Below are 15,068 nucleotides of genomic sequence, written 5' to 3' on the forward strand. Positions count from 1 at the left end.
TAATATTGTAAATAAATTTTTTAAAATTTATTTTTGGTATTCATTCGAGGTGTTGTGTTGAATGTTTATTAAATATTTCTTTGCTGGTGATAATTATTAATACACAGGGTGGTTCCACATGGGTGTACGTTTTTTTGAGGATGCTAACGCTTTAGATTCCCTTCGATCTTCTGACTTCGATGCTTTAAGTGCATATGGAGAAGTGATTGATAATGCAATTCAAGCAGGTGCCGATTGCGTTACGGTTGATTTTGAAACTACTACTAGTGGGAAATGGGTTGGTATTGAGCGTTTAGTTTTTGGTGATAATGGTAGTGGTATGGATGCTAATACATTAGCTTCTTGTTTAAAGTTAGGGTGGTCTAGTCGTTTTAATGATCGTAAAGGTATTGGGCGTTTTGGTGTAGGGATGGTTCTTGGCGCAATTCATGAGGTGAAAAGAGTTACCGTTATTTCAAAGACCAGTGGTAGTAGTGATTGGCTTTCAACATATGTCGATTTGGATGAAGTAGCGAAAGGAGTTTTGGAAGAAATCCCAGCACCGATAAAAACGGAATTGCCTAAAAGGTATAAGGATAGAGTAGGTTTAGATTCAGGAACTCTTGTAATCTGGGAAAAGTATGATCGTCAGAAACAAGGTGCTGACAAAATTAGATCTGAAGCACATCACTATTTCGGTCGTACATTCAGAAAATTTATATGGGGCGGTCTAAGAATCTTAATTGATGGTAAGACCGTTAAAGCACATGATCCTCTGTATGTAACTACGGATAAAACTTTATATCCTGATGACCCAGCGGCTAAAGCATTTCCTCCAATAGTGATTAGTTGGCCTATTAAAGACCCCGAACTTAGAGCTGAGTTTGGAGATGAGTCTAAGGTAACAATCCAGCTATCATTATTGCCTGAAGAGTTTCGCCCGAAGCAAGGCTCGGGTGGATCTCCCTTTGCGAAGGAACGAAGAATTGACGAATTTCAGCAAGGTATCTCAATTCTACGAGAAGGAAGGGAGGTTTTCTTTGGGCAGGTACCGTATTGGTCAAGTGTTAAGGTGCTCGATAAATCACCCTCATGGAAATTTGAGGAAATAGATCGATGGTGGGGCTGTGAGATATCTTTTGGAGCTGAACTGGATAGTTCTTTCGAAGTTAAAAATATTAAGAGAGGTGCTCGTCCTGAAGCTGAGCTGTTACAACTTATAAAAGAAAAAATAACCCCTACTAGAAAAAGTGTACTTGAACAAGTTAGAGAGGTTTGGGTTAAAGCAAAAAGGGAAGAGGAAGAGGCAATATCAGGTACAGATGATGTACTAGGACGTCATGGTGGTCACAGTGAAGCTGAGAAAGCGGCTGAAAAAGGTACAACTCTTGGTTCTAAGTACAATCCTGATGAACCAGTCCAAAAAGTGGCTGATCAAATTCAGAAAAATAATATTGGTCATATGGAAGCAGCTAGACAGCAACGTTATATAGAGTTATTCAAAGCGCAGCCCTATGTAATTGCTGACGACATGTGGAAAGGACCAACTTTTTGGGAAGTGACCCATGGTGGGGGAAAAATCTTCATGAACTACAACACTAGGCATGAATTTTTTGTTGAGCTTCGTACTCTTGAGGATTTAATAGTTGAAGAGACGGATCCAGAGCAACTCAGGATTTTAACGAAGCGTATCACCGCTTTAGTCGATTTATTATTAATTAGTTATGCTAAAGCAGAAGCTAATCATGAACCAGATTCAACAGTAAAAGTCAGTGATTTTTCAGAAAGTATGAACACGACTTGGGGGCAATGCCTAAAAAGTTTCGTAAAGGCTTGGACAGATGACGGAGGAAAAAATGATGGCTAATTCAGAATTAGATGAAATTATTCTTTCAGAGACTGGGCCTGAGAAAAAACTACTACGCATGTCATTGAGTGAATTTGAGGGAACTCGTCTCCTTAACGTGAGATATTACTATAAAGATACTAAAACAGGAGAAATTAAACCTACCAGAAAAGGGATTGCTTTAGGACGCAACCGATACGTAGACATTTTTGAATTATTTGAAAAACATCACTCTGAAATTCTAGACTATTTTGATAATCAAAGTACTGGTTTTAAAGGATTAAACGGATGGAAGTCTAGAGTTGAAAAAGTTGCGCGTACGCAAAAGAGTAATGCGATGGTAATAACTTCTATCGAACCTCTCGGTGGACGAGATTTGTATGATATTGTGTTTAGCGGTGCCGAGATATCTGTGAAACTAAATAATAAAAACAAGTTCGTCTCAACACTTTCAGAACAAAGTAATCCAAATGACCTCTTAGGAAGAGTAGCAGCGGCATTCGAACTGGCATGCCAACTTGTTGCTGATGAGCAGTCGAATGCGGTAGTTGATGCCTTAGATCATTTGAAATATGAGTTCTCAAGGCAGCTATCATCGATTGCTAAAGGAAATGAGGGTTAAGTATGTGGCAATATTGGTCACTTAGAGAGCTTCAGGAGGAAATTGGATACGATAATCTTGAGTTTCTTGAAGTAGTGATACCAGAGCTAGATGAGTCCTCGCGAGACGGAGGTTTCCTAAGCGCAAAACAGAAGTTAGTCTCTTTAGTTTCAAGCTTGAAAGATCATGATTATTTTAGAAAAAAAAGAAATCTAGTGTCGAGTTTTTACGGAGTGCCTCCAAACATTCGGAGCCGATTCTGTGCAGAGCTCGGAGTTGTTGATGCAATCACAGATGATGAATTGGCGAATTACTTATTGGCCGACAAAGAGGCTTACTTAAAGTTCTTAGACTTCTTTGAATTGGATTCTCGGTTTCTAGCGCAAGAAGATGCACCGCGTAAACCATGCTTTGATTCATTTCCGGCGTCAAAGGATATGCCAAAGGTAATTACAAAGCCTTTCAAAAAACTTAAGTTTTATCAAAGCGACTGCATAACCCGATTGCAACCCATATTGAATACACCGTCATCTAGAGCGATCCTTCAGATGCCTACAGGATCTGGAAAAACAAGAACGGCCATGGAAGCAATTGTAGATCACTTGAACTCGGAAGGTAAAAAGCAAGTTGTCTGGTTGGCGAATACAAGAGAGCTTTGTGAGCAGGCAATACAATGCTTTTTGGAAGTTTGGGACTATGTCGGAACTTGTAACGTTAGAGTAAATAGGATTTGGGGTGATTACATATCACAAATTGAAGATTTTAGCGGTGCAGAGAAGAGTTTTTCGGTTGTAAGCCTACAGGGGGCTTGGAGTATTCTTAGTAAGGACGAAAACCGATTCGATTACATTTTTGAGCAAACATCATTAACTGTGGTAGATGAGGCACATATTGCGGTAGCTAAAACATATGCCTCTGTTGTTAAGAGAATCAATCATAGAACTAATTGTATATTGTTGGGTTTAACTGCTACACCTGGTCGCACAATTGAATCGGAGGTTACCGAGCTCTCTGAGTTATTCTTTCAGCAAATAGTCTCACTTCAAGACCCTAATTCTACTAGAAACGATACTATCGCGTTTTTGAGATCTATTGGTGTTATGTCGAAAGCGATTCACTACCCGATAATATATGACTCAGTCCAAAAAATTTCTTCGGGTGAATCCAAAGGATTGAAAGAAGGAAAGGACTTCTCTGAAAGCTTCCTTAAAAAGTTGGGTGATGATCCAAATCGAGTTGTCGCATTAGTAAAAAAGGTAGTCAATCTCCTTGATCAAGGGGCGAAGATCATTTTGTTTGCCCCATCAGTAAACAATTCGTTTTTAGTAAGCGCGATACTTACATTCCTAGGCTATAAATCAGTGCATATTAGCGCAAAAGTATCACCTAGCTCTCGGGATTCATTGATTGGAAAATTTGTTCGAGGCGAGTATCAAATATTATGTAACTATGGTGTGTTGAGTACTGGCTTTGACGCTCCCTCAGTTGATGTGGTTTGTATAGCGAGACCAACCAAGTCAGCAGTACTTTATAGTCAGATGATCGGTAGAGGGTTGAGAGGTAAGTCCGTAGGCGGAACAGAGGAATGTTTAATTTTAGAAGTGGTTGATAATTTTGTAGGTCACGGAGTTCAGTCTGATCTTTACAAACTGTTTGATGATTATTGGTGCCAGTAATGGCTTTATTGGATGAAAAACAACTCAGAGATAGATTAAAGGACTTGCTACCTTCATCTAAAAGATCATGGATCTACTCTGCATTTATTTCTGCTACGGCAGCTGAATGGCTTGGCAATTACTTATCTTTATCGTCAGAGTCAAGGGTGTTGGTTCGTGGACGATTAGACGATGTCGTAAATGGAGTTTGTGATTTAAATGCGCTTAAGCTTTTATTGGAAAAAGGCGTGAATGTTGGAATGTCTTCAGCTCTCCACGCAAAAATTTATTTTTTTGATGAAAGTGTAATTGCATCTAGTAGTAACCTAACGGCTGCAGGTCTAGCTTTGTGTCAGTCACCAAATATTGAACTTGGAATCGAAGCCCAAGCTACAGCAAGTGACGTGACTATAGCCGAAAATCTTTGGCGGCAGGCAGTTAAGGTGGATTTGTCGTTACTACAGAAGATGACAGATTACGTTGAAGGCTTAGATCTTTCCAAGTCAACCGAACATCTCATATGGCCAGGTGAGTTATTTGTGGAGAAAAGAGATTTGTATTGCTCAGACTTTCCTTTGGAGGGAAGCCTTGATCAGCCAGAATGGAATAGATTTGAACTTTTAGCTCAAACTACTGCATATCGTTGGCTCTTAAATGAAGTCATGAAAGAGAATGTTGCTCTGTCGTTTGGATATCTCACGAAGAAACTTCACGATGCACTTTACGATGATCCTCTGCCATACAGAAGTGATGTAAAGCAGATGCTCTCAAGTTTATTGAGCATCGTCGACCGTCTAGATGAAGAAAAGTTGCAAATAACTAGACCGAGGCATTCACAAATAGTTAGCTTGCGGTCTCTAGTAAATTAGCTTTAAAAATTAGAGATTAAGTAAGTATCTGTTGCCCTGATTTCATTCACTAGTGAATAAAAATACAGTATCATAGCTTCCTGGAAGAGCTCTCCAAGACTATAAGGTGTAAGAATGAAAGCTAAGTTTACGGGTCATGATACGTTTCCATTACGTTATGGATGGCTGTTTAAGGCAATTAATCACATTGATAACAACGGGTTGCTATCTTCAGATGGTGATCATGTCAAGGATGCAATCAGCAAATTAGGTGTTGGTAAAAACATGATCAATGCCATTAAGTATTGGGCAGAATCTTGTCAGGTCATATCTCTTCACATTGAAGATAGAAAGTCTAAGCAAAAGGTCACAGACATAGGACGGTATATCTTTGATGTCAAGAATGGTAAGGATCCTTATTTAGAGGATATTGGGTCGCTATGGTTAATTCATTTTTTACTTAATTTCGATGACGAGTATTTGACTTCTTACCGATATTTTTTTAATTACTCAAATTCAGTATATTTTGAAAAAACAAGATTTATCGAAGAGATTGATCAGAATGTATTGAGGTTGGTTTCTTCGGATAATTTGAAACTAGCAACTATTAAAAAAGACGTTGACTGTTTTTTATCGACTTATTCACGTCAAAATTTAAGAAGCTCTAAATCTCGATATAAAATGATTGATGAAGACTACTTTACGTCACCACTTTCTGAGTTGGGACTTATCGTCGATCTAGGGCGTGGATTTTATCAATCTGATCTTGATGAGCGTCCGACACTGCCCATTCAAGTCTTTATTTACGCATTAGTATGCTTTTTCAATAAGCAGAGTAGTATGAATAGTTCTACGGTAATCAGCTTTGAAGATATTTTGACTAAACCTCTATCACCTGGAAGAATTTTTAGACTTTCAGAAAGTGCGCTAGGCCATTTATTGGATCAGGCTGTTGAGTATACCTCTTCTGATATTTCATGGGTTGATTCTCTTGGCTTAAAACAAGTAACTATTTCGAATGTACTTCTGGAACGTTCGCTAGATGATTTAGATGACTATTACGGTGCAAAAAAATGATTCAGGGTATTGATGTAAATAACCAATTTAAATCATCAGCTAGGGTTTCAGAAGAAAATTTTGATGCTGTCCTTTTTTTAGATCATTTTATTGCACATGGTTCAATCTTAAGAATATTAGAAAATTTATCTTCTGAAATTGTCGGTTCGAAACAGCGTGCATTTACTATTACTGGGCCTTACGGAGCCGGAAAATCAACCTTAGCACTTTTTCTAAACTGTTTATTAGATACTGATCCATCAGTTAGATCTAAAGCTATTTCAAAGCTTTCAAGTTTACTTTTGAATGATCTCTTTAATGACTTTGCTTTCAATAGTGAAAAAGGATGGGCTGTAGTTAAACATTTGTGCGGCTTATCGTCACCTGTTACATCAATTACGCAGTCAATTCTAGACTCTCTTAATGCTAATAACTTGGCAAGCTCACTGAATGATGAGGCTGCTTGCTTAGAGGCTATTAAATGCGCTTTAGATCAAAAAATCAGTAAACATGATGGTGTCTTGATTATTCTTGATGAGTTAGGAAAGGCATTAGATTACCAGTCTACACACGGTGGTGATCTTCACTTTTTTCAATCATTAGCTGACTTGGTTCAAAGCTATGATAATGTAATTATTATTGGTTTTTTGCACCAGTCTTTTTCAGCATATGCAAAAGGTCGTGATACGAAGACTCAAAATGAGTGGGGTAAAGTACAAGGTAGATTCAAAGATTATTCTTTTAATCCAAGTATCGAAGAGTCGCTTCATTTAATCGCTAACTCTTTCAATGTTGCTGATGATCTTCAATCCAAATTTGTTCTTGAACATAAAGACACTATAAACCTCGTATCTTCTTTCTTTAAAATCCGTAACTCTGCTGATCTGTTTAAAGTTCTTCCTTTAGATCCAGTAGTCGCTCTTCTTTTAGGGCCAATTTCAAAGCGCAGTTTTTCTCAAAATGAAAGAAGTCTCTTCAGCTTTATAGCGACACATGAGCAGTATGGTTTTAGACATTTTATTGCTAACGCCTCAGAAGATGATGACTTTTTACCCTTATACAGAGTTAATAGGCTTTGGGACTATCTCTATCATAACTTAGGTCACATCATTACTGTCTCTTCAGATGGTAAAGGGTGGATTGAAGCCTGTGATGCCGTTGAGCGTTCAAGAATCATTGGCAATGATGTTCATTGTTTTATCACACAGCTTGTTGCTTTACTGACCTTAGTAGGACAGCCAGGTAAGTTTTTTGCGTCGAAAGAATTCATTATCGAATACATAGGATCTCTACCTGAATTTAACTGTTCAAGAGATGAAGTCTCTGAAGCATTACAACTCTTAGAGTCGAAATCCATTATTATTTTCAGACATAACTTAAACTCTTATCAAGTTTTTAGAGCCAGCGATCTTGATATAAATCGCTTGGTCATTGAATGGATCGACAGAGTCAAAGGTAGTGTTGACTGGACAGAAGCTTGTACTAATCAAAACTTGATACTGGCCAGCTCACATTATCATCAAAAAGGTGTAATGCGTTGGGCTGATACGCAGGTTGTCTCTAAACTTGAAGACGTAAGAGTGCCTACGGGTGTTAGTGGGAGTCCATTCGTTAACTTTGTTGTACCCGTATCTAGAGCTTTGAGTCGTGCTGCTAAAGAGCGGTTTGACGATAATGACTTTATTGTTGTAGCTGATCCTGTTTTTATAGACCAGCTAGAAGTGGTTGCGATTGAGCTTATTGCTTTACAAAAACTTTATAAGCAGGAAGAAGAGAAACTAAACAGAGATCCTATTGCTAGAACTGAAATTGAAAATAGGATTAAAACTAGTTTCCTCAACATAGACAATGCATTGTCATCTGTCCTTAATAAATCTAATTGGGTTTACAAAGGACAACGAGTTTCTGGCCGATCATTAAGTGCACTTGCTAGTAACATAGCAGACCAAATCTACTCTCGCTGTCCGCCTGTTCAGAATGAGTTGATTAACAGAATGAAAATATCAGGTACATCTAACTCTGCCTTAAATAAGCTTCTTTTAGCAATACTTGAGAATGACCGAGACCCTGATTTAGGGCTTCCTCAGAATACATTTCCACCAGAGAAAGGAATCTATTTTAGCTGTCTTAAGAGCAAAGGATGGCATACCCCAGACTCTGAGTACTCATTCGCAGGCGATTGGTTCAATCTAGCTGATGGTGATAGTTTAGATGAAGAGCAACGATTAGCGTATGAGTTATGGAAATCAGGTGTTGACTTCATCAAAAATTCCGACGGGCTGGTTGTTGTTAAGGAGCTATATGATCTTTGGATGAAAGCACCTTTTGGACTGACGTTAGGGCTTAGCAAGCTTTATGCAATGGCTCTTTTGAAGTCAATGGAATCTAATCTGGCTTTCTACGATTTTGATTCTACGAAAGATTGGATCTACATACCGGGCCTCGATCAAGAACTCGTTAATAAAATTTGGAAGCACCCCCATGAGGCTGCGGTTAAGTTTTACGAGCTAGCCGCAACTGATCTCTCATTAGTTAAACAAGTTGCCTCTGCCTCTTCCGATAATCCTGAAGAGTCTATTCTTGCAACAGCTAGATCGCTAGTTCAGCGTATTCATGCATTACCATCATGGGTAAAGCGCACATCCGGTCATAATTTATTTCGGGCTGGTGACGCAGACCATTTAAGTCAGCAAGCAAAACGATTTAGAGATAGAGTGTTATCGGCAAAAGATCCTTATAAATTGATTCTAGAGGATATCCCATCGATTTTTGGTGATGCAAATTTAGCTCAGTCTCTAAAAGCTAGTATCGATTCACTTCAAGAGCTCGATTTGATTGTCTCAAACCATTTTAGGTCAACCATTATTGATCTTTTGAATAGTGAGCCTAATGAAGATTTGTCACGCCGTGCAGCAGAAGTGGTTAAGAATGCAAGTAGACCGGAAATTGAAAACTTTGCTAAAAGACTCCAAAAGTGGTGTGATCATTCCGGTTTCAATCATCATTTTGATGAATTGATGGCTCTTGTAATTGGTGTAAGAAAAGATAGTTGGACTGATGAAAAAATCAGCGATGGTTATGATAAACTTCGTAACTTATGCACACAGTTTAAGAGATATGAGTCTTTCGTTGTTGTTTCTTCAAAGGCATCATCAAGTGGATTGTTACCCGTAGCACTGATTCTCCAACAAGCTTCTGGTAATGTTATCGAATATGAACAATTTATAGACCAAAATTCATCGACTCATAATGAAGTTTTACCAGTCAAAGATGAACTTCGTAGATCACTCGAAGGACTAACTAATGCACAACGGGTAAGAGTTTTAACTGAACTTTTAACAACTGAAATGCTTCCTCTTGGAACTGAGATAGAGTTATGAATGATAAGGTGAAACACGTACTTGGCCTGTCTGGTGGCAAAGACAGTAGTGCACTTGCGCTCTATATGAAAGAGACACGACCTGGGCTTGAGATTGAGTATTTTTTCACTGATACAGGCTATGAGTTGCCTGAGACTAATGACTTCATTGACAAGTTAGAAGCAAAGCTTGGTTATATTCATAGACTCAACTCTAGATCTCTTAGCGGAATTGAGGGTAGGGGGGAAGTCGAATTCAGCTCTTTTCTTAAAAAGAATGGAAATTACTTGCCATCCCAACGTGATCGCTGGTGCACAGTTGAGCTTAAGTTAAAACCTTTTGAAAAATGGGTCGATGGCTTTATCGCTCAAGGCTATTCGATAAAAAACTATGTGGGTATAAGGGCTGATGAACCACATAGAACAGGTTTCATGACCATTGAAAAGCCTATAGAAACTGTTATGCCTTTTAGAGATGATGGTATCGTCAAATCTGATATCATTAACATCCTTCGACGTAACGGCTTGGATTTACCTGAATACTATAAGTGGCGTTCCCGCTCAGGCTGCTCCTTCTGTTTTTATCAGCAAAAAATTGAATGGATAAAGTTGATGGAGCATCATCCAGATCTCTTTGAGCAAGCAAAAAAATTTGAAAAAGGTGATGCTTCAAACTCAACGGTCGGTGAACGTTTCTATTGGATGGGTAAGGGGGAGCCTCTTGAGACGCTTGAGGATCCTGAACGAAGAGCACAAATTATTGAAAACCATCAAAAGAAGATTGAAAGATTTAATAAGAAAAAAAGACGTAATGCTTTGCATGACCCCAACATCATTGCCTGTACAATGACCGAGCTTGACGAAGTTTATGATCTTGCTGAAGGTGGGGGGGCATGTATTACTTGCTACAAGTAATACGTACCTTACTGACTACTAGCTTTAGTGAGTATACTTTTTAATTTCAACTGCAAGTTGTTCGATATCAGTGTACTCATTTCCATGATGAAAGCTTAAACGCAAGGTTTTATCAGCCGTTGTTCTATCTAGACCGATCGAAGTCAGAACATGTGATGCTTCAATTTCTTTTGAGGAACATGCTGAACCAACAGCAAGAGAAAATTGATCTTGAGTAGACCTCATGAGAGATTGAACATCTGTGTCTGGTAAAGTGACTGAAAGTAGGGATGGTATGCTGTGACCGTTTACAATATAAGGCACATTTAGATCCCGTAAGAGTGTAATGAGGTGACATTTAAAGTCCTGTTCAATGATATGAGCATAGTTCCGAGGAAACGAGTCTATCGCTTTTCCAAATGCTTTTATCAGAACAGTCGCTAATGTCCCGCCTCGTAACCCATCTTCCTGGCCTGCTCCGTGTATAACTGGCTCAAGCATAAGATTCCTTCTCTCTCTGATGTAAATGGCACCGACACCCTTGGGTCCACCTATTTTGTGTGCTGAGATTGATAGATAGTCGATGTTCAGTTCATCAACATCCATCATCTTTTTCATAAAGCTTTGGGCTGCATCGGTATGAAAGCGAATGTTGTGCTCATAGCAAAGTTGACCGATTTCCTTCAATGGATTCACAGTCCCTAACTCGTTATTAACATGCATAACGGATACAAGTGATGTTTCGGGCCTAATTAGCTCTGATACAGCTTGTGAAGATACGATACCATCACAATTTGGCTTAACTACGGAAACACTAACACCTGAAGTTCTAACTAAAAAGTCAGTGATTGCATGAACGCACTTATGCTCATATGCAGAGATAATAATATGTTTCTTAGATTGATAGTCAGGCTGGCTAAAGTGGCCTTTGATTGCAAGATTGTTTGATTCTGTTGCGCCACTAGTGAAAATAATTTCACTTGGGAGGGCATTAATTGCATCTGCGATTAGCTGACGGCTGTGTTCAATAATTTCAGATGACTCAACCCCTAGCTGATGTGAAGACGATGGATTAGCAAAAAGGATGTCGTTAGAACACAACATGTCTTGTTTAACATCGTCGAGCAATGGATAAGATGCAGCGGAATCAAAGTAAATCATCATCAAGCCTATATGGAATAAAAACGATACCCTCGAACTTCAAGACCTTGATCCTTTAGAAGACTATCAAGCTCTATGCGTTTTGGACCGTAGTCTTTTGAAGGTTCAATGATACCAGTTTTAGCTAGCCTTTTGTCGAAACTAACTTGTTTCTTGAAATCTGAAAAGGATTCATCTATGAACTTGCTTTTCCAGTATAGAAGAGGGGGATTGTAAGGTTCTACATAGTCAAAGTAATCAACATCTTGCTCTCTTAGCTTAACCTTAACACGTTCTTTTAATAGAGGAAGAGGAGTGTCTTCGAACCCTTCATATCCTAAAAAGCTAACCTTGCCTGTATGGATATGAATCTTAATCAGTTGAATATCATCAAGCTCACCAAAAAGTTGAGCAGCACAGCCGACGTAAATTCTTAAAGAATATGGCAGTTTTTCTAAGTATTTTTCATGGAATATCAGATGCTTATTCGGTCTGTAATCTGAAGACGGCAGTTGTGAGTGCGCTAATAGACAACTTTCCGATATGAGATCCGTGTCCGAGATAGCGAATAAGGCTTCAGTTGCCGTTTGAATGGCAGATTGATAGGTTCCAAAGAATGCTTTGATATCGCGCTTCAGCCTTTCCGGCATCGTTGCGAACTTCGGTCTTCCACTGAAGAGATTTAGCGCAAAATAAACAACTAGATCTTCAGTTCGATTCTTCGCAGCGACTTCTAGCTCCAAAATATCTGATACAGAGTTAATAATTTGCAATGCTTTCTTTGGAGATCCTACCTTTTCCTCTAACGCATCAAACTGATCAAATTCATCTGATGCTGGGAGCCGTCCAAGGATTAGGCATTTGTTCCAAAGCTGCTCAAGAAGTTCTCTATATTTAACAAATACAAGCTCATGTGATCCGCCACGTTTTTCGTCGCTCGTTAGATGGTTCCAGTGGTGAGTGCGTTGATTACGATTTAAGAGAAAGTTTTGTTCTTCTAGCTTGTCTTTAAAGACTAAGAAAACACCAGGGCCGATGGCAAGACAGTCAGTATCAAGTGTGCGCTCTATAAAAACTTTTAACTCACCTTGGGTGTAATACTTTTGAAATGTATTTCTACTCGTTAATACCCCATCACGATAGGGTTGAAACTTTGAAATCACAGACTCGCCAGCAACCATGGCACTAACAACTGTAAACTTCTTTGCTAATGAGTAAGCGCGTTGAAGTGCTTCGATTCGTTCATCAATATCTTCGATAACATTGATAACAAAACCAATATTAACGATATCAGCTTCAACTAGTTCTGCATCAGGTCTAAAGTTTGGATCCCAGCCTGTTGCGCTTAGGCTATGTGCTTCTAGTTCTCTTAGATCATCGCCTCGGCCGCAACCGTAGTCGAAAATGGTGTAATCGCCTGTTAAGAAGTTATGTTTTGCTAAGAGTTTGAAGGGTGTCGATAGCTCGTAACGAATGATTGCTGTTAGATGTCTATCTACTTTTAATTCATCGTATGAGTTACCGCGCGCTATATCTCCATTAACCTTGATGATGCGGCCATCTTTTAGGTTATAACCCTTTTGTTCAATCAAGCGCTCCCAAGTTTGCTTGAAGCCGATTTTGAAAGGGTTTGCATACAGTCCTGCCAGCTCACCTTCTTTAGTTAGAGATTCAAAATGCTCTCTCAGTGGGTCGTCAACAGAAACCATTAGCTCCTTTCGATGAAGAATTGGCGGATTGTCTGAGTCTTTATAGCTAGTTATCTTACTTGTGAGTTTGGATAGATCAACTAGTATGCTTTGTTTTAAAGAGGGGTAGCTCTCATTATAAAAATCAGGGTAGGACAAGAATGCAACTTTGAACTCTTTACGAAAGAGTTTTACCAGATCCCACTCAGTGGTATCGACTTTCAGGGCTCTTGCAACATTCGAACAAAGAGTGAATAACTCACAAGAAGCTTTTTCTAAAGCAGTTTTGTGCAAGTAAGTAGCATCAGGTAGGGTCTTGCCAATCTTAAGTGCTTTGACTAATTCTTGAAAGAGCTTAGCGTCCATGGGTTAACTACCTACTAAATTCGTCGTTTCATAGTGCTTCATGTTACCAAATTCGTCATGTGCATTCTATTTACTTCAGATTGGCAAAGGCTTTGGTATTACTAACCTGTTCAACATGTGCAGTTTTTACCAAGTCTTTCCAATTCGGGAGACAGTGTCTCTCGAATTAAGCTGGCTACAGGGGGGGGATCTCACGTCGGAAATCCTACAGAGCCTTAATAGTGCATGACTAAAGCGGTACATTTTGTGTCCATTATTTTTTGTGGGAGGAGCCAAAAATCTTGAAAAACGCCGAGTTGCTGAGATTTCACCCTGATCAAGCGCCTCATAAATACTGTTTTTTCCGTAAACTGCTGATATACTTTTTGTGTGTTTTTAATCCAAGAAGGAGAGTTTGATGATTGTAATAAATTCCTACCCGGCGAAGGCTGCTGAGTAAGCTAAACCTTTCTCTTTTTGATTTAACCTGCCTTTGCCCGGTGTTTATGACCCGGGATCTCTGATAACCGATTACAACGGTTTGCCTTAATTTTCTGCAGAGTTCCTTACCCTTTTTACTGTGTGTGCAGTATGTGACTGTGCGCGGAAGGAAATGAAATGAACTTACCCTCAACATTACATCACCTGGGGTGGCAGGCTTTTTTTCAACAGCAACTGAGTTTGCAGGAATTTGAAAATACTCGTATCGCCCGAGTGGTTGCTCATCATCGTAATGGCTATGAATTGATGACGGAGAAGGGATCTTGTCATTTAATGACATCCCCAAATTTTCCACACATAACTATTGGTGATTGGATACTATTGGATGTGGCAGGCTGCTTTATCCGATTGCTGGAAAGAAAGTCGTTGTTTAAACGCAAAGCCGCCGGTAGCCAACTTGCCGAGCAACTTATTGCTGCCAACGTTGATACGCTGATGATTGTTAGCTCTTTAAATCACGATTTTAACTCAAATCGCATAGAGCGCTACCTGGCATTAGCCCACGATGCTGGAGCAGAACCTTTATTGGTATTGACCAAGGCGGATTTATGCACGGATGTCGAAAGCTATCTACAGCAAGTTAAGCACCTAGACCCCATGCTCATGTTCGAAGTGGTTAATGCGCTAGACACTAGTTGCATAAATACACTGCAACAATGGTGTAAAGCCGGACGCACTTTGGCGGTTCTCGGTTCATCTGGTGTTGGTAAATCAACGTTAGTTAATGGGCTTATGGGCAATACTGGACAAAAAACTGCATCCATACGAAGTGATGATAGCAAAGGGAGGCACACGACCACGGCACGTTCCATGCATTTCATCCCTGCTGGTGCGGTAGTGATTGATACACCAGGTATGCGGGAACTCCAGCTTATAGACTGCGATGAGGGTATTCGCCGAACGTTTGCAGACATTGATTCGTTAGCCAACCAATGCCGCTTTAATGACTGCAAACATTTAGGTGAACCAGGATGCGCCGTCCAACTGGCTATCGCTCAAGGACGATTGGACCCTCGGCGATTAACCAACTACCAGAAACTGAGTGTTGAGCACATGCGAAACACGGCATCTCTTCACGAAAAACGTGCGCAGGAGCGGCAATTCAGTAAGATGGTAAAGACGGTTAAATCACTAAAAACCAAAAAAAGCGTTGATTA

Annotated in this window: 10 protein-coding genes; 8 read left to right on the top strand and 2 right to left on the bottom strand. The window is 39.5% G+C overall.

Features of this window, described 5'->3' with window-relative positions; all coding sequences use genetic code 11:
- The first annotated feature begins 118 nt into the window (after window positions 1–118).
- The 7 genes from D791_RS08530 to D791_RS08560 all read left to right on the top strand — a co-directional run bounded on the left by D791_RS08530 (window position 119) and on the right by D791_RS08560 (window position 10,258).
- Window positions 119–1,846, top strand: coding sequence for an ATP-binding protein (locus tag D791_RS08530; protein WP_036510231.1), 1,728 nt, complete (start codon window positions 119–121; stop codon window positions 1,844–1,846).
- A complete protein-coding gene (locus tag D791_RS08535) occupies window positions 1,839–2,447 on the top strand; it encodes a transcriptional coactivator p15/PC4 family protein (protein ID WP_036510234.1) in 609 nt (202 codons plus the stop codon). Before D791_RS08530 ends, D791_RS08535 begins: the two co-directional genes overlap by 8 nt.
- A 2-nt stretch (window positions 2,448–2,449) precedes the next feature.
- A complete protein-coding gene (locus tag D791_RS08540) occupies window positions 2,450–4,102 on the top strand; it encodes a DEAD/DEAH box helicase (RefSeq protein WP_036510237.1) in 1,653 nt (550 codons plus the stop codon).
- A complete protein-coding gene (locus tag D791_RS08545; protein WP_036510240.1) occupies window positions 4,102–4,950 on the top strand; it encodes a phospholipase D-like domain-containing protein in 849 nt (282 codons plus the stop codon). Before D791_RS08540 ends, D791_RS08545 begins: the two co-directional genes overlap by 1 nt.
- A 114-nt stretch (window positions 4,951–5,064) precedes the next feature.
- Window positions 5,065–6,006 carry a DUF4007 family protein gene (locus tag D791_RS08550; RefSeq protein ID WP_036510243.1) on the top strand — a complete coding sequence of 314 codons (942 nt, stop codon included), beginning with the start codon at window positions 5,065–5,067 and terminating at the stop codon, window positions 6,004–6,006.
- Window positions 6,003–9,365 carry an ATP-binding protein gene (locus tag D791_RS08555; RefSeq protein ID WP_036510246.1) on the top strand — a complete coding sequence of 1,121 codons (3,363 nt, stop codon included), beginning with the start codon at window positions 6,003–6,005 and terminating at the stop codon, window positions 9,363–9,365. The genes D791_RS08550 and D791_RS08555 overlap by 4 nt, the downstream gene beginning before the upstream one ends.
- Window positions 9,362–10,258 (top strand): phosphoadenosine phosphosulfate reductase domain-containing protein, encoded by an 897-nt coding sequence (locus D791_RS08560; RefSeq protein WP_036510249.1) that lies wholly within the window; start codon window positions 9,362–9,364, stop codon window positions 10,256–10,258. The genes D791_RS08555 and D791_RS08560 overlap by 4 nt, the downstream gene beginning before the upstream one ends.
- A gap of 24 nt (window positions 10,259–10,282) precedes the next feature.
- Here D791_RS08560 and D791_RS08565 read toward each other — a convergent pair whose 3' ends face one another.
- Together D791_RS08565 and D791_RS08570 are read right to left on the bottom strand one after the other, a co-directional pair.
- Window positions 10,283–11,398: a cysteine desulfurase family protein gene (locus tag D791_RS08565; protein ID WP_036510252.1), complete on the bottom strand. Its 1,116-nt coding sequence runs from the start codon at window positions 11,396–11,398 to the stop codon at window positions 10,283–10,285.
- Window positions 11,399–11,406: 8 nt separating this feature from the next.
- Entirely contained in the window at window positions 11,407–13,431 is a 2,025-nt protein-coding gene (locus tag D791_RS08570; RefSeq protein ID WP_036510255.1) for a DNA phosphorothioation-associated putative methyltransferase, read from the bottom strand.
- A 597-nt stretch (window positions 13,432–14,028) separates the two neighbouring features.
- Here D791_RS08570 and rsgA point away from each other — a divergent pair.
- The coding region (rsgA, locus tag D791_RS08575; protein WP_036510258.1) for a ribosome small subunit-dependent GTPase A at window positions 14,029–15,068 on the top strand (1,040 nt) is incomplete at its 3' end.

The sequence above is a fragment of the Nitrincola nitratireducens genome (genome assembly GCF_000585235.1).
Taxonomy (GTDB): domain Bacteria; phylum Pseudomonadota; class Gammaproteobacteria; order Pseudomonadales; family Balneatricaceae; genus Nitrincola; species Nitrincola alkalisediminis.